At 47.7% G+C, this 16,458-nt stretch carries 15 protein-coding genes and 1 tRNA gene; 12 read left to right on the top strand and 4 right to left on the bottom strand.

Annotated features, from left to right (window positions below; genetic code table 11):
- Positions 1-301: 301 nt before the first annotated feature.
- Positions 302-378, top strand: a tRNA-Pro gene (locus HCX92_RS07170).
- Between the two features lie 260 nt (positions 379-638).
- Here the strand turns inward: HCX92_RS07170 and HCX92_RS07175 are convergent.
- From HCX92_RS07175 to HCX92_RS07185, 3 genes are all read right to left on the bottom strand, one after another.
- The gene (locus HCX92_RS07175; RefSeq protein ID WP_169294240.1) at positions 639-1,232 is read right to left on the bottom strand and encodes a metal-dependent hydrolase; all 594 of its coding nucleotides are present in this window, start codon (positions 1,230-1,232) and stop codon (positions 639-641) included.
- A 195-nt stretch (positions 1,233-1,427) separates the two neighbouring features.
- Positions 1,428-2,702 (bottom strand): Y-family DNA polymerase, encoded by a 1,275-nt coding sequence (locus tag HCX92_RS07180; RefSeq protein ID WP_169294241.1) that lies wholly within the window; start codon positions 2,700-2,702, stop codon positions 1,428-1,430.
- A complete protein-coding gene (locus tag HCX92_RS07185) occupies positions 2,699-3,127 on the bottom strand; it encodes a LexA family transcriptional regulator (protein ID WP_169294242.1) in 429 nt (142 codons plus the stop codon). Before HCX92_RS07185 ends, HCX92_RS07180 begins: the two co-directional genes overlap by 4 nt.
- 266 nt (positions 3,128-3,393) lie before the next feature.
- On the opposite strand from HCX92_RS07185, the gene HCX92_RS07190 reads away from it, so the two are divergent.
- The 3 genes from HCX92_RS07190 (at position 3,394) to HCX92_RS07200 (ending at position 5,655) form a co-directional block, all read left to right on the top strand.
- Positions 3,394-3,798 (top strand): RidA family protein, encoded by a 405-nt coding sequence (locus tag HCX92_RS07190; RefSeq protein ID WP_169294243.1) that lies wholly within the window; start codon positions 3,394-3,396, stop codon positions 3,796-3,798.
- A 68-nt stretch (positions 3,799-3,866) separates the two neighbouring features.
- The gene (locus tag HCX92_RS07195; RefSeq protein WP_169294244.1) at positions 3,867-4,823 is read left to right on the top strand and encodes a tripartite tricarboxylate transporter substrate binding protein; all 957 of its coding nucleotides are present in this window, start codon (positions 3,867-3,869) and stop codon (positions 4,821-4,823) included.
- Positions 4,824-4,995: 172 nt separating this feature from the next.
- Entirely contained in the window at positions 4,996-5,655 is a 660-nt protein-coding gene (locus HCX92_RS07200) for a GntR family transcriptional regulator (RefSeq protein WP_169294245.1), read from the top strand.
- Here the strand turns inward: HCX92_RS07200 and HCX92_RS07205 are convergent.
- On the bottom strand, positions 5,630-6,610 hold the full coding sequence (locus HCX92_RS07205) for a LysR substrate-binding domain-containing protein (RefSeq protein ID WP_169294246.1): 981 nt from the start codon (positions 6,608-6,610) through the stop codon (positions 5,630-5,632). The genes HCX92_RS07200 and HCX92_RS07205 overlap by 26 nt on opposite strands.
- Before the next feature lie 196 nt (positions 6,611-6,806).
- On the opposite strand from HCX92_RS07205, the gene torT reads away from it, so the two are divergent.
- The 8 genes from torT to HCX92_RS07245 are packed head-to-tail and all read left to right on the top strand — an operon-like array spanning position 6,807 to position 16,455.
- Positions 6,807-7,880 (top strand): TMAO reductase system periplasmic protein TorT, encoded by a 1,074-nt coding sequence (gene torT / locus HCX92_RS07210; protein ID WP_169294247.1) that lies wholly within the window; start codon positions 6,807-6,809, stop codon positions 7,878-7,880.
- A 7-nt stretch (positions 7,881-7,887) separates the two neighbouring features.
- Positions 7,888-9,441 (top strand): sugar ABC transporter ATP-binding protein, encoded by a 1,554-nt coding sequence (locus tag HCX92_RS07215; protein ID WP_169294248.1) that lies wholly within the window; start codon positions 7,888-7,890, stop codon positions 9,439-9,441.
- A 27-nt stretch (positions 9,442-9,468) separates the two neighbouring features.
- Positions 9,469-10,470, top strand: coding sequence for an ABC transporter permease (locus tag HCX92_RS07220; RefSeq protein WP_211182301.1), 1,002 nt, complete (start codon positions 9,469-9,471; stop codon positions 10,468-10,470).
- Positions 10,471-10,509: 39 nt separating this feature from the next.
- Positions 10,510-12,075 carry a 4-hydroxyphenylacetate 3-hydroxylase N-terminal domain-containing protein gene (locus HCX92_RS07225; RefSeq protein WP_169294250.1) on the top strand — a complete coding sequence of 522 codons (1,566 nt, stop codon included), beginning with the start codon at positions 10,510-10,512 and terminating at the stop codon, positions 12,073-12,075.
- 33 nt (positions 12,076-12,108) lie between these two features.
- Positions 12,109-13,044 carry a VOC family protein gene (locus HCX92_RS07230; protein WP_211182302.1) on the top strand — a complete coding sequence of 312 codons (936 nt, stop codon included), beginning with the start codon at positions 12,109-12,111 and terminating at the stop codon, positions 13,042-13,044.
- Positions 13,045-13,092: 48 nt separating this feature from the next.
- A complete protein-coding gene (locus tag HCX92_RS07235) occupies positions 13,093-13,668 on the top strand; it encodes a flavin reductase family protein (RefSeq protein WP_169294251.1) in 576 nt (191 codons plus the stop codon).
- 44 nt (positions 13,669-13,712) lie between these two features.
- Complete coding sequence (locus HCX92_RS07240; protein ID WP_169294252.1) at positions 13,713-16,091, top strand: xanthine dehydrogenase family protein molybdopterin-binding subunit; 2,379 nt, start codon at positions 13,713-13,715, stop codon at positions 16,089-16,091.
- Positions 16,092-16,143: 52 nt separating this feature from the next.
- On the top strand, positions 16,144-16,455 hold the full coding sequence (locus HCX92_RS07245) for a YciI family protein (protein ID WP_169294253.1): 312 nt from the start codon (positions 16,144-16,146) through the stop codon (positions 16,453-16,455).
- Positions 16,456-16,458 lie beyond the last annotated feature (3 nt).

Here is a 16,458-nt window from a genome sequence, read left to right on the forward strand (position 1 = left end):
GGGTATTTTTTTATCCACTTTAACTGTGGATAACCTTGCGTATAAGAAATTAGCAACTCGCTTAAGTCTTGATCTGACAGGGAATTTTTGTCAATTGCTTATGAAATGATCAGTGCTGTTTTAAGCGCATGGAACATTGCAGAAAATGTTCATGACAGTAAATTGTCAAGTAATAATGCTTGAAAATGGAAAATATAGTTAAAAAAATAAAAGTCAGGGGCTTGCATTTTGTATTGGGTATGTGCTATAGTTCAAGTCTTACTTACACAGCTTTGTGTGAACAGGCAAATAAGTAAAACGTCGGGGCGTAGCGCAGCCTGGTAGCGCACTTGCATGGGGTGCAAGGGGTCGAAGGTTCGAATCCTTCCGTTCCGACCAATTAAATCAAGGACTTACGTGAAAACGGGAAGTCCTTTTTTTATGCCAGTTGGGTTGAGGCCTATATAAAGGCCTATACGAAAAAAAACCTTACCCTAAATCCTTACGGCAGTTCGGTATGCATTCCCACGCAGAGCATGGGAACGAGGGTCGAACTTTACCCTAAAGTCTTACAACATATAACAGTTCATCAATTATAACTCGTTCCCATGCTCCAGCGTGGGAACGTGAATCTGATTTTTCGCTCTGACCCCATCGTATCAAAAAATAACGTTGCTGCTTAAGTAAGTGATGAAATTTTGAACCAGGGGTTGTAAAACCACGCTGATTTGTCTGACGCTTTCCTGGGTCAGTTGTGTTAATCCTTGGGCAAAGACATTATCAGGGTTCACCTGTACCCAAATGCTCACACCAAAAACCGTGAATAAACTTACCAGCACTGTTTCGTTTTTACCCGAGCGCCACCAGCCTTTTTTCCCCAATCGAATTCGTTGCAATGGATGAATCCAGGGAATGCCCATGGGATTGGGGGCATCGGCCAGAATATGGCTCAATGCACCGGTTGCTGCGCCAATCATGGCGGCTCCTTCAATCTCTTTGATAGAAAATCCCCAATACATTAAACCCACCCAAATCCAGGGCCAATGGGTGTAGGTGCGGTGCTTGATGAGCGAACCGGTTCGGACCCCTTTGCGATAATAGGGGATTTCTATCCAGTCGGGCAAGGAAGTGGAAACGGCAGCCACGAGCGCACAGACTGTTTGCAAAAACACGTCCAGTCCGGCTATTTTTGCAATAGCCGCAGCAATAAATGCTGCACCAAGGCCAGTAAGCCTATGCCCTTTACCAGTCATTCAAAAAACATCCAACTAACCCAACGATGCTGCACGTTGTACAGGCGCAGTAATAATTAATTATTAATATGTTAATGGTAATATATATTACTTAAATTAATTGGGTTTCCGGCAGTTTTGTTTTTTTATTTATGGCTGGCTGGCTGGCTGTTTGTGCCCACGCACCCTCGTCACCGCCATTCGCGCATTCCACCGCTAAGCCCGCACCACCATCAATTCATTCCAGTTAGTGGTATAGCCTTGGGTTTTTCTTTCTTGTCGCATAAACCAGTTGTCGTTGGGATGAAGGCCGGTGGCGGCGATTTTCAGGGTATCTTTGCCAAATTGGCGGTTGATGGCGTCAAGCATGCTCATTAACTTTTCCCTTTTTTCATGCTCAGGCTCAACAGGAAAAAGTGCTTGCTGAATGATCAGGCTATCTTCAATATCGAACAGCATGACGCCTGCCTTGGCATAATTGAATCCTGGTCTGAATATTTTTTGCAAGGCCGATAAGGCCGCTTTTGTATGGGCAATGGTGTCTGAAGACGGTGAGTTCAAATACACCAAATGACTGGCGCTGTACTGCCTGCCAGGGCGAAACAGACTGGTGCGAATGAACACGCTGATGCCGCCCGCCATAGAACCTTGCTGGCGTAGTTTTCTGCAGGCGATGGTCGTGAAGGCGGAAATGGCCTCTGCCAGCTGTGACATGCCGGTTACCGGAAAGCCGAAAGAGCGTGATGAAATGATTTGCTTTTTGGGTTCCATATCGGTTTCAAAAGCGATTCTGGGTGTGCCGCGCAGTTCCTGGATGGTTTTTCCAAGCAGAATACTGAATTTTCTGCGTGCGGTTTCCGGGTTTAACCTGGCCAGATCCAGGGCAGTCACAATACCCAGCTCATTCAGTTGCCGGCTGATTTTTTTGCCTACTCCCCAAACCTCAGTCACTTTAATGCTGTGCATGGCCTGCGCAAGATCCTGGCGGGTCAGGGCGGTTAAGTCGCAGACCCCATTCCATTGTTTTTGCTTCTTGGCCATATGGTTAGCCAGTTTTGCCAGTGTTTTGGTGGGGCCAATGCCCACGCAGGTGGGTATGCCGCTATCACGGAATACCTGGTGTCTTATTTGTTGCCCATATTGGGTCAGGTCTTGGGTCATGCCGGATAAATCCAGAAAACACTCATCAATGGAATACACTTCCTGTACAGGAGCGAACCGGCCAATGATGCGCATCATGCGCTCGCTCATGTCGCCATAAAGCGGGAAATTGGCCGACAGCCCTACCAGCCCGCGCGATTCGAGGTGTTTGATTTGAAACCAGGGGGCGCCCATGGCAATGCCCATGGCCTTGGCTTCATCCGTGCGTGAAATGGCGCAACCATCGTTGTTTGACAGGACGATAAGTGGTTTGCCCTTGAGCGAAGGATTAAAAACCCGCTCGCAGGAACAGTAAAAGCAATTGCCATCGATTAAGGCAAACGCCGTCATGATGCCGCTTTGATGATGTAAGTAACCACGCCCCACACCGACCATTGCTGGCCGGGCAGGGGAACAATATCCGCGTATGCGGCGTTTTCTGCTTCAAGCTTTAGCAGGCCGTTTTTTTTGTACAGCCGTTTAACCGTGACTTCGCCGTCAATGTCGGCAATCACGATATGGTTATGACGGGGCGTGATGGAACGGTCCACAATCAAGCGGTCACCGTCATCGATGCCCGCACCGATCATGCTGTTGCCCTTGACCTGCATGAAATAAGTGGCTTCGGGGTGTTGGATGAGAATATCGTTAAGGTCAATCCGGTTAACGGCCATGTCTTGAGCGGGCGAAGGAAAGCCGGCAGGTGTTTTGCTGCTGATTTTCTTTATAAACAATGAGTTATGCCTGATTGGCACGAAATTTTGAAAAGTACTCATAATATACTGTTTATTTATACAGTATATTTATATCATTTTTCAGCTGAAAAAAAAAGTCCTCTACCGGTATTCCATGTACTGATCATGATTAATTCCTTTTCATGATATCGGGCCCTACAGGCATGATGCATGAAAACCAGGAATATAAACAACAACAAACATAACTAAATAAGAATATGTGCTTGACATCGCATCAATGGTCACCTATTATTCATGACAGTGATATATCACTGTTATTAAATAAAATCATCATCAAAGGAAGAAACATGTCACAATCACATCGCGTTCGTATCACAAGCCCCAATGTTGCTGAAGCTGCTCCAGGTCTGTGGTCAAACTGTCTGAAAGTAGAAGACACTCTGTATTTATCTGGTTTTACTTCCCGCGCTAACGATGGCGAAACCATTATTGGTAAAGATGGTTACGAGCAGGCCAAAGTTATTTTTCAAAAAATGAAAGATCTGTGTGAAGCTGCGGGTGGCACGATTGATGACGTCGTGACAATGACCATTTTTGTTACCGATATCAAAGAGAATCAAGGTGTATGGAAAGCCCGTCGTGAATTTTTCAGTGGCGACTTCCCCGCATGTGCTCTGATCGAAGTGAAAGGCTTGGCAAAACCAGAAATTCTGGTTGAAATCCAAGGCCAGGCAAGATTGGCTAAAAAATAATCAATAACTAAAAGCAATAAGGAAAAGGCTGTCACTTGGTGCGGCCTTTTTTTTCTACAGGAGATATTATGAAAAAAATGTTATTGGGACTTGGTCTGCTGCTGGGTTCATATGCCGGGCTGGCCCAGGCCGATACAAGCAAGCCTTTGAATATAGTGGTTCCTTATGCTGCCGGGGGACCTTCTGATTCAATTATCCGGTCGATTGGCAAGGTGATAGAAAAAGATACCTCGCAAAATGTGATTATTGAAAATCGACCAGGCGGAAATACGGTTATTGGTGCGCAGGCACTATTGAATAAAGCCGATGATGATAATTCGGTTTTGCTGATAGCGGCCAGTTTTGTGATTACGCCCAGTTTGATGCAGAAACTGCCATATGATATCAATAAGGATTTTCGCCAGATTACCCGTCTGGCATCCAATCCGCATGTGCTGGTGGTATCCAATGATGTACCCGTATCCAATTTGACAGAGTTCATCGAGTGGGCGAAAAAAGAAGATAATAAAGGCACGTATTCATCATTCGGAACCGGCTCTTCAGGTCACCTGGGCTATGAACTGTTCAACCACCAGGTTGGTCTTGATCTGCTTCATGTTCCCTATAAAGGAGCTGCACCGGCAACATTGGCGGTATTAAGCTCAGAGGTCCATTCCACATTGGGGGATGTGGGTGCCATTGCGCCCCATCTTGAGGCGGGTAAACTGAAAGCATTGGCGGTATCGGGTACGGAGCGTCATCCCAGGATGCCTGATGTTCCCACCTTTGCCGAACAGGGCTATCCGGACTTTACCTCGGAAACATGGTTGGGTTTACTGGCCAAATCCAGTGTCAGTGATGAAAGAATTGAGCAGTTAAACCGGTTGTTTACTACTGCTTTAGCTCACCCTGATGTACAGGCAATACTTGAACAGCAGGGCATGCAGGCAAAACCCACCGATGCAGCCGGTTTTGCTGATTTTATGACCAAAGAAGCTTTAAAATACAAGCAGGTCATTAATGACGCGAATGTTAGAATCGAATAAGTACCTGGTGCCTTGTGTTTTCCCTTGTTTTTGTGCATAGGGTAATGTGGCGGGCAGATTTTCTGCCTGCTTTTTTGTTGGGCGATTATAAAAAACGATTGCCTTTGAACATTCAGGCACTCATGACCATCCTGTCATGCATAATTAATTTATCCTCTACACCTATAAACTCATGATTCAACCTAAGAAGGGCGATGGCCCTGAAAGTTTATCGTTGCCGCTTGCGGAAAAAGCGTATATTGCCATTAAAAAAATGATCCTGGAAAACGAGTTGAAACCGGGGGATCAGATCAATGTTGCGCAATTGTGCACGCTTCTTTCGATTGGTCGCAGTCCCATTCACCAGGCTATTCATCGTCTGGACAGGGAAGGACTGGTGGCTATTTTGCCGCGTAAAGGCATATTGATCAAGGCGGAAACCATTGATAGTTTCTTGAGCCTGATTGATTCCCGTCTGCTGGTAGAGCCATACCTGACGGGCGAGGCCATGCAAAGAATGACCCCCGAGCTCCTGGATAAACTGAAGAAAATCGTACAGATCGGGCGCCAGTGTGCACAAAACAATGATCACCAGGGCAGTATGGAAGTAGACCGTCTTTTTCACCAGACACTTTATGAAGCGGCCAATAATGAGCTGCTGGCCAATTTTGCCGGTCAATTGCTTGATCGCTCCATGAGGCTGTGGTTCAGGACCCATACACCGGGGGCTGAAAACCCGAATATCCATGAGCTGGAGGCTTTGTATGAAACCATCGCTTCAGCAGACCGGACGGCGGCTGTTGAAATGATGGCCCAGCACATTATCTCTATACGTAAAAAGGTGTTTCCGTAATGGGTGTATTGCCGGTGTCTTTTGTGGATTGGGCGTAACCATCCCGAAAGATTTTCATGACCATTTCATGCTCTGGTGTCGTCTCGTGATTGATATGCCAGATGAGTCCTACTTTCCTGACGATATCGGTGATGGTCAGCGGCAATATTTCCAGCACGCCCAATTTTTTAAAAAAAGTGGCCATTTCCATGGGGATGGTGCCAAAGGCGTCGGATGATTTAAGCATGCCTACATTGGTGAGCGTTGATAATGACTCGACAATTTGGTTGGGGATGGGAATATTGTAGCTTAAGAGGGTGTCTACAATAATTTCCCGCGTGATGGCATCACGGGTGGGGAGAATCATGGGGAAGTTGCTAAGGTGTTTCCAATCCAGATCGGGTTGGTTGGCCAATGGATGGCCTTTCCTGACGGCTATGACAAAAGAATCCTCATAAAAAACCTCCGAGCAGAGGTCGGCCGGCAATGGTTTATTAGGAATAACCCCGGCAATATATTTTAATTGTTCTGTTTTCAACTGCGGTAACAGTGTGCCTAAGGTGCTTTCACGTACGGTGACGGAAAAGTCAATGGGGCTTTGATCCAGGGCGGTTAGCAGTGTGGGCGCAAAGGCAAGGGCCGCAATGGGCATGACACCCATTGATATTTGTATCATTGGTCCCTCAGTGATTTCCCTAAGTTGTAACCGGGTTGCCTCCAGTTTGTAAAGAATATCTTTGGCGCTTTGTATCAGGCACAGGCCGTGTTGGGTAGGCTCGAGCCCGGAAGACGTGCGGTTGAAAATTTTAATTCCCAGACCCGTTTCCATTGATGACAACATTTTTGAAATCGCCGGCTGAGTCAATGCCAATGCGGATGCCACTCTACTCACGCTCCTCATTTCATCCAGATAAATTAACAGTTGAAGATGCTTGAAACGTAAGTTTGCGCGTAAATACCAGTCGGTACGAGACATGAGATGCTCCTCTTTTTTAAGATTTATTCGACTAGTATAACCAAAATGGAATACTCAAGCCAATTTAATTTCATTTGATCTTATAGGGACATGGTCTTATTATTTTTTCAAATAAAGAAATAACCAAATAAATAAAGTCTGAACATTAAATAAATTTTTAATGTAAATAAAAATTTAAACCTAAAGGAATAAGAGGATGACATCTAATTTATTTTTAAAATTTGTTGCAACGGCATCAATTGCATTAAGCGGTTCGGTTGTTCATGCAGCCGATTGGTTTCCTATTGAGGTCAATCAGGTGGGTGCTGATGGAAACGTAGTCAAGGTAGAGTATCAGGGGCAGCAAAAGGCCAGCCAGAAGTGGCCTATCTGTGTGTCCTTTCCGCACATGAAAGACCCATTCTGGCTGGCAGCCAATTACGGGGTTGTTGAAGAGGCAAAAAGGCTGGGTGTCAGCGTCCAGGTGCTGGATGCAGGCGGTTATACCCAGCTGAACAATCAGATTTCCCAGATTGAGAATTGTGTTGCCGGTGGTGCCAAGGCGGTTGTCATGGTTTCCATTGATGCCGAAGGTGTCGGCAATATGCTGAAAACGCTCAAGGACAAAAATATTGTTGTCATCGATGCCTTTAATGGCTCCAACTCAACCGACGTGGCTGCCCGTGTCCTGACGAACCCGCGTGACGAGGGTTTCCGTGCCGGTGAGTACCTGGCCAAAAAACATCCCAAAGGAACTCCCGAGGTGCGTGTGGGATGGTTGCCTGGCCCTGCAGGAGCCGGTTTTGTGGAAGGGTTTAATGCCGGTTTTCTGGATGGTATCAAGGACAGCGCAGTGGTTATTGCCGAAACCAAATATGGTGATGTAGGTAAGGAAATCCAGGCGCGTCTGGTGGAAGATATGTTGCAAACCCATAAAGACCTGGACTATATCGTTGGCACGGCCGTGATGGTGGAAGGTGCGTTGCCATTGCTAAAAGCACGCAAGCTGTTGGATAAGGTCAAACTGGTTTCTGTTTATATGACGCCGGGTGTGTATCAAGGCCTGAAAAAAGGTGAAATTGAAGCCGCGGGTGTGGCACCTATTGTAACGACTGCAAAAATGACCATCGATTCGGCAGTACGGATTCTTGAACAAGGTAACAACCCCGAGGCACTGACACGGGTGGATACGATCGGTACGGTTTACACACCTGCCACCGTTGGTCAATTTGATCCGTCCATTACCTTTGCTCCAGCAGGATTCAGACCTGTTTTCAGTTTTGGAAAGTGAGGCAATAGTGCAAAGCGCAGTTCTTGAAAACATCCAGGATAAAGCGCCTGAGCAGCATGAAGGCCAGTCCCGGGTCGTCCTTGCGATCAGGGGACTTACCAAGATATATGGCAATCATGTCGCTCTGGATAATATCCATATGGATATTGAGTCAGGTAAGGTTCATGTTTTATTTGGTGAAAACGGGGCCGGCAAATCAACCTTTATCTCCATGCTGGCGGGTGCCAATCCGCCCAGTAAGGGAGAGCTTGAAATCGGAGGCCATCGAGGTGTTTTTCAAAGCGTTGCAGCATCACGTGCAGAAGGTATTCGGGCTGTTTTTCAGGAGTTTTCCCTGATTCCCCAACTGACGGTTGCGGAGAATATTGTGCTGGGTGAGGAGCCGCTTGACTCAATTGGTCTTTTGGCCAGGCGGACGGCAGTTGAGTCAGCCAAAGAGCTGATCCACACCTTGGGTTTTGATCTTGATCCTTATGCCTATGTCGCCACTTTGCCGCGTGGTAAGCAGCAAATGGTTGAGATTTGCAAGGCCTTAAGAAAAAAACCGAAAATCCTTATTCTGGATGAGCCGACTGCGTCTTTGTCCGAGCATGATGCACGTTCCTTGTTTGATTTGGTTTTGAAGCTGAAAAAACAGGGAACGGCCATTATCTACATTACACACAGAATGCATGAAATTCCGCTTCTGGGTGATGTGGTGACGGTATTAAGAGATGGTAAACAGATCGCCACGGTACCGGCAACAACGCCAGAGCCTGAACTGATCAGGTTGATGACGGGCAGGACCCTGGATGCCATTTATCCGTCATTGAATACGGAAGTGGGCAAGATCCGGTTGAAAATAAGCAATTTGTCATTGGCGCATGAATTGGGCGTGCCCAATATTGAGAATGTGAGTCTTGATGTAAAAGCCGGGGAAATTGTTGGCATTGCCGGTCTGGTCGGGTGTGGCAAAAGTGAATTGGGACAAGCCTGTTTTGGTTTGAAAAAAATCACTGGGGGTGACATTGTTTTTGATGATCATAAAACCAATTTCAGGCATCCTGCCGATGCCATTGAGGCAGGTCTGTGGTATAGCCCGGCAGATCGCAAGCAGGAAGGTCTGGTGATGTGTCGTCCTGCCAAGGAAAACATGTCTTTATCAGGTCTGATCTGGGGAAAAATAGCCGGCAAAGTCTTGAAGCCGCAACAGGAAATCAATCTGTTGAAGGATTTGTCAGACAAAGTCGAATTTGCAAAAGAAAGACTGGGTGAACCCATTAGTAATTTCTCTGGTGGCAATCAGCAAAAAGTGATGCTGGCTAAAGGGTTGGCACAGGATATTTCCGTGTTTGTGTTTGATGAGCCTACGGTTGGTGTCGATATGGGAGCAAGGCCATCAATTTATCGTTATTTGGCGGATTTAAGCAAGGAAGGGGCGGCAATTTTACTGATTTCTTCCGATTTGCCAGAGTTGTTCGGCCTGTGCCATCGAATTCTGGTCATGAACAACGGTGCTATTACCGCCGAATTCAAGCGTGATGAATTTGATGAGCATCGCATTCTGGAAAACTTTTTTTGAGCAAGACTTCAAATGAACACAACATCAATGACTACTACTGTACCTGTTACAGAAAAGAAGCCCGCCTCGGGACTGAGTGCGAATTTTATTTATAAATACCGCCAGATGCTGGTATTGCCGGTTCTGTTTATTGTTGCCTCACTGGTTTTTTATGTCATGGCTCCCGGGTTTGCAACGGCAGATAACCTGGTGAATGTTGCCCGGCAATCGGTTTACCTCTTGATTGTTTCTTTGGGGCAATTGATTGTGCTGGTGGTGGGCGGACTTGACTTATCAGTCGGGGCCATTGCGGCATTGACATCTGTGGCCGCTGCACTGGTGATGGCATCCATGATGGCCGCCATGCCTGACAGTCCCTGGCTGGCGATTGCGGCGGGCAGTGCGGTCGGTTTTGCGGTGGGTGCCGTTTTTGGCTTGATCAATGGTGTTGGCATGGCGGTCATGAGAATTCCCCCTTTTATGATGACCCTGGGCATGTCTTCCGTTTTGTTCGGCATTACGTTGTTTATCAGTGGTGGTGTGCCTGTCTACGGTTTGCCCGATGTTTTGGGTGAGGTATTTGGATTTGGTGAGTTTATGGGTATTCCCATTCCTTCATTGGTTGCCTTGCTGCTGATCCTGATTACTTATGGTCTTCTGGAGTGGTCACGCTTTGGACGTCACGTTTATGCGACAGGTGGCAACCAGCGTGCTGCTGATCTTTCAGGTATTCGCACTAAACGGGTTATCATCCAGGCCTTTGTGATTTGTGGTGTGTTTGCTTCCCTGACCGGTTTGTTGCTAACTGCCCGCCTGGGTACAGGGGAGGCGAACGTCGGTGTGACCTTACCGCTTGAGTCAATTGCCGCTTGCGTTATTGCCGGTGTCAGTCTGGCCGGTGGTGTAGGGCGTGTATTTGCTGTTGTAGTTGGTACGCTGTTGATTATGCTGGTTCAAAACGGCTTGAATCTGATGCAGGTTGGGGCTTATGCATCAACAATGACAATCGGGTTGATATTGATATTGGCCATGGCTTTGTCAAGAAAATAATTGATTTTAATTTAATTTTAAAATATATGGAGATATGACATGAAAGTCGAAACAAATTTAAAAGAGAAAGATGCAAAATCGAATGCAAAAAACATACCGTTTACCGGAGAAGAATACCTGAAAAGTCTTGATGACGGTCGTGAGGTCTGGATTTATGGTGAGCGGGTTAAAAATATTGCAGAGCACCCGGCTTTCAGAAACTCGGCCCGCATGATTGCGCGCATGTATGATGCGATGCATGATGAGTCACGTCGTGAGCTGCTGACAGCTCCCAATGACTCGGGTGGTTTTACCCATCGTTATTTTTTGGCTCCCAAAACCGTAGAAGAACAGGTTGCCGCGCGTGATGCGGTTGCTGAAATTCAGCGTGTTGCCTATGGCTGGATGGGACGTTCTCCAGATTACAAGGGGTCTTTCCTGGGTACCTTGGGCGCCAACTCGGCCTTTTATAAAGGCTTCGAAGAAAACGCCTTGCGCTGGTATTCGAAAGCACAGCAGCGCACTTTGTATATCAACCATGCGATCATGAATCCCCCTGTTGACCGTAACAAGCCGACGGCAGATACTTCTGATGTTTTCATCCACGTTGAAAAAGAAACCGATGCGGGTATTTATGTCAGTGGTGCCAAAGTGGTGGCGACCGGTTCAGCCCTGACTCACTACACCTTTGTGGCACATGCTGGCCAGCTTCCGATTAAAGATCCTAAATATACACCTATTTTCATGGTGCCTACCGGTGCGCCTGGCATGAAAATGATTTCCCGTATTTCAAATGAATATCGTGCTGCAGTGACAGGCAGCCCATTTGATTACCCGTTGTCAAGCCGTCTGGATGAAAACGATGCGATTCTGGTCATGGATAATGTATTTATTCCATGGGAAGACGTGTTTATGTACGGTAATGCCGATCTGGCAAACGATTTTGCACCCGGCTCCGGCTTTAATAGTCGTGCTGCTATGCATGGTTGTACTCGTCTTGCCGTTAAACTTGATTTTATTTGCGGTTTGTTGGCAAAAGCACTGGAAATTACCGGTAGCGCCAGTTTTCATGGTGTTCAGTCGCGTTTTGGAGAAGTCATTGCATGGCGTAATGCCATGTGGGGCTTGTCTGATGCCATGGCAAAGAGCAATGTGCCATGGAATGGCATGGTTCAGCCTGATGCACGTTTTGCAACGTCTTATCGTGTATTGTCGCAAATTGCCTACCCTGCCATCAAAAATATTATTGAATCCAGCGTGGCAAGTGGCCTGATCTACTTGAATTCACACGCAAATGACTTCAAAGCGCCTGAAATTCGTGGCTACCTGGACAAATATGTCCGTGGTACGGGTGATGTGGATGCCGAGGGACGTGTCAAGACTATGAAGCTGCTGTGGGACACCATTGGTACTGAATTTGGTGCCCGTCATGAATTGTATGAAATCAATTATCTTGGCTCCAACGATGTGACCCGCCTGGCCAACTTGTGGGATGCGCAAGGAACAGGTGATCTGGATAAGATGAAATCATTCGTTGATACATGTATGAGTGAATATGATCTTGACGGATGGACTGTACCTGACCTGATCAATCCTGATGATGTAAGCGTTATCAAACGCAGATAATTAAACCAATATTTTTATTTTAAGGAGAGAGATATGCCATTAGGAACTGAAATTGCCTATGTTGTTTACCAAGTTAATGATTTGGATCTGATGGAGTCTTTTATGCAGGACTTCGGGTTATTAACAGCACATAAAGACGACAAAAGTCTGTTTATGCGCGGGGCAGGTACATCACCCTTTTTGCATGTCACTCTGCTTGGAGATGAAAATAAATTCATTGGTGCAGCTATTCGTATGGAAAGCATGGAGGACCTGCATGAACTTGCCAAGTTGCCAGGTTCCTCTGCCGTGACCAAAGTGGATGACTACCCGGGCGGTGGCTGGCGTGTTCGGATGATGACACCGGATAACGTGCAAATTGATGCGATCTGGGGTCAGGAGCCTGCCGAGGAAATCACGCATCGTCCGCCCAATCCATTCAATGCCGGTCATGTGAAAACCCGTTACAACGCCTCTTTGCGTCCAAAGCGTGAGCCTGGGCTGGCCTTGCGTATCGGTCATTTTGTATTGCGTGTCAGCAATCATCCCGAGTCAGTCAAATGGTTCGATGAGCGTTTTGGTCTGTTGGCTTCCGATTACATGTGCGTGCCGGGCGACAAGAGTCAGGTAATTGGTACATTCCTGCGCATGGACAAGGGAGCGGAGTTTGTTGATCATCATTCCATGCTGATCGTGCAGGCACAAGTGACCGGTGTCCATCATTGCTCTTTTGAATTCCAGGACCTTGATTCCGTCATGGGTTCTCATGACTATCTGGTTGCCAAGGGACATCGCCTGGATTGTGGTGTTGGTCGCCATCTGATCGGGAGCCAGATTTTTGATTATTGGCGTGATCCATTCGGTTTTCGTGTTGAGCACTATACCGATGGTGATGTCGTTAATGAGGATTACGAGCCTTTGTATTACGATGTTTTTGCTGATGATACGACCCAGTGGGGCATGGACCCTACGCGGGACTTTTTTGAATAAAAACGGTTAAGGCAAGACTTTAATCCAACCAACATGAGGCAGATTCAAATGACAGAATTAATCCTTGAAAAACAGCGTGCCGAGCGAGTCGCCAATTTTAATCCACGTGAGTTTCGCAATGCCATGGGTGAATTTGCCACCGGTGTCGTTGTTATTTCCACTGATGTGGATGGGGAGCCTCATGGCATGACCGCCAATGCGTTCATGTCCGGCTCACTGGAACCGCCGCTGATTATTGTCTCTGTTGCATGTACGGCAAGAATGCATGATCGCATTCAACGTGCGGGCTATTTCGGGGTGAGTGTTTTGAGTGAGCACCAGGAATGGTGCAGTAACCACTTCGCAGGTAAACCCATTGAAGGTAAATGCCCGCAATTTGAACGTATTGGTAATGTACCCGTCCTGTCAGGTGCCAATGTACAGATCGCAACAGACCTGGAGCATGTTTATCCCTGTGGGGATCATACCTTGTTTGTGGGGCGGGTTCATACAATGGAGCGCCCCAAACATCCGGACAGGGGCCTGCTTTTCTATGCGGGTCGTTATGGAAAGATTATCAGCAAGGGCACTCCGCTGACATTCTCACTGGATGAGAATGTATACGATGCGACTTCATGCTGGTAGTCGTTGATTATGTGTGCGGCATGGGTATTTGTGGAGAAAAGTAAATGAAAGTAGAGTCAATGGTCAAGGTATCCCAGGGAATAGGGGCACCGCTTCCCAGGGTGGAGGATGTACGTCTGTTAACCGGACAGGGGACCTTTGCGGATGATGTCAATTTACCAAGACAGGCCAGAGGTTATGTTTTACGCTCCACAGTCGCCCATGCCAATATTGTCAGTATCGATGTCTCAGGTGCACTGGACGTGCCGGGAATATTGGCGGTCCTGACAGCAGAAGATTATGAACAGGATGGCTTGGGTCATATTCCGTGCGTGAGCATTCCGCCCACCATTACCGGAAAGAAATATCATCCCACCCCATTTCCACCTCTATCCTCAAAGCGTGTTCTGGCTATTGGCAGTCCGGTTGCTTTTATTGTGGCGGAAACGCTTCCTGCGGCGATGGATGCCGCTGAGCGCATACAGGTGGTTTATGACAATATGTCCGCAGCGCCTACCGTAGAGTCAGCGATTGCGGAAAATGCACCGCTGGTCTGGCCAGAGGCAACGGGTAATATTTGCTTCCGTCATGAAATGGGTGACGAGCAGGCGACCAATGCCGCCTTCGAAAAAGCGGACCGTATTGTTAAAAGCCGTATCCGCAGCCAGCGTCTTGCAGGAAACCCTTTGGAGCCTCGTACCTGTATCGGTGCATATCATGAAGCGGACAAGCGTTATCACCTGACTTCATCGGCCGCCAACCCGAGTCGTATCCGTTTGTTGCTGGCAGAACATATTTTCCGTGTTCCCGCTCATCAGGTTCATGTTGTTGCTGGCGATGTCGGTGGCGGGTTTGGTACCAAAGGCGGTCTTTATCCCGAGGAAGTGCTGGTTTTATGGGCCGCCAAACGCGTGGGTCGGCCGGTTAAGTGGGTGGCCGATCGCAGCGAGTCATTCCTGTCCGATTTTAACGGACGAGACCAGGTTGCCGATGCTGAAATCGCACTAAAGAATGATGGTACGGTACTTGGTTTTCGGGTGGATATCCACCACAACCTGGGATGTCAGTTAGGTCCCTCAACCGCGCATCCTCCCTTGGTGGGGTCACGTATGTTGTCGGGAGTTTACGCCTTTCCGGCCATGCATGTCAAAGTAAACGGTGTGTTTACGCACAGCCGTACATTAACCACTTATCGGGGAGCAGGACGTCCCGAGTCCACCCTGATTGTTGAGCGCATGATGGATCTGGCTGCCGCTGAGTTGGGTATGGACAGGGTTGAAATCCGTCGCCGTAACCTGATCAGTCCGGCGCAGATGCCTTATCGTACGGCTATTAATGAAACCTATGACTGCGGTGAATTTGAAGCCCTTATGGATGATGCGCTGAAACTGGCCGATTGGGACGGTTTTGATGCACGTCGCAAAGAAAGTGCGGCACGTGGTTTATTGCGCGGACGTGGCTTGTCCATGTACATCGAAGTGGCAGCCACGATTAGCGACAGGATGGAGGTGCGTTTCGATGCGACAGGCGGACTTACGGTTATTGCCGGTACTTTCTCATATGGCCAGGGACATGAAACCAGTTACGCCCAGATGGTCCATGAATGGCTGGGTGTGCCTATTGAAAAAATCAGACTGATTCAGGGTGATACCGATAAAGTGGCCAACGGCCGTGGCAGTTTCGGATCACGCAGTATGACGGTCGGCGGTTCTGCCTTGCTGGCCGCGTGTAACCAGATTATCGAAAGGGGAAGGCGGGTTGCCGCCATCCTGCTGGAATGTGATGAGGAGGGCCTTGAGTTTGCGAATGGTGTTTATCGCCATGCAGCCCTGGACAAGGAAATCACGTTGGACAAGGTGGCCAAGACAACCTATGCCTGGGGAACACCCAAGCCATTGCCGGCTGAACTGTGGTCAGGCCTTGAGGGAAGGGGGTACTTTACAGCGCAACCGCAAAACTATCCGAATGGCTGTTATATCTGTGAAGTAGAGGTTGATCCTGAAATAGGCACAATCACGCTGGTTGATATTTCCGGTATAGACGATGTGGGTAATGTCATTAACCCGCTGATTCTTGAGGGTCAGATTATTGGCGGTATTGCCCAGGCAGTGGGTCAGGCGTTATTGGAAGAAGTCGTGCATGACAAAGATGGCCAGCTGCTGACCGGATCGTTTACTGATTATGCCATGCCTAAGGCAAAGGATTTCCCACGTATCCGTGTGGGCTTAAGGCCGGTACCCACAAAAACCAATCCGCTTGGCGTCAAGGGAGGAGCGGAAACCGGAACCATTGGCTTGCCTCCGGCGGTAGCGTCGGCAGTGATGGATGCATTAAGTGTTTATGGCATCAAGCATATCGATATGCCCTTGACCGCATTGAAAGTCTGGGAAGCCATTCAGCAAAGCAAGGCATCAGGAAAAGCACCGCAAGCGGTTGAATCATAAGCATGAAGTTTGAAATGAACAAATTGAATCAGGAATGTGAAGGGAAATGAGGATGTTGAAGCAGTTTATTGTATACAGGACTGACCGTACCGATGGCAAAGCGGAAGAAATAAGAAAGGCGACGCGTCCGTTGCATGCGGAATATATGAAGCAATTTCATGACCGGGTTCATTTTGGTGGGCCCATGCAGAATAAGGACGGGGTATCTATTGGCGGGATGATGGTTATTGATGCCCATGATGAAGCGGAAGTATGGGAGATGATCAATAACGATCCATTTGAGAAGGCGGAGCTGTCATCAAAAATAGAAGTTTATCAATTCAGATGGCAAACCAAGCGTCCGGCAACTTTGCCGCCCCTTTAATTT

The organism is Advenella sp. EE-W14, assembly GCF_012923605.1.
In the GTDB taxonomy this organism is placed as follows: Bacteria; Pseudomonadota; Gammaproteobacteria; order Burkholderiales; family Burkholderiaceae_B; genus Advenella; species Advenella alkanexedens.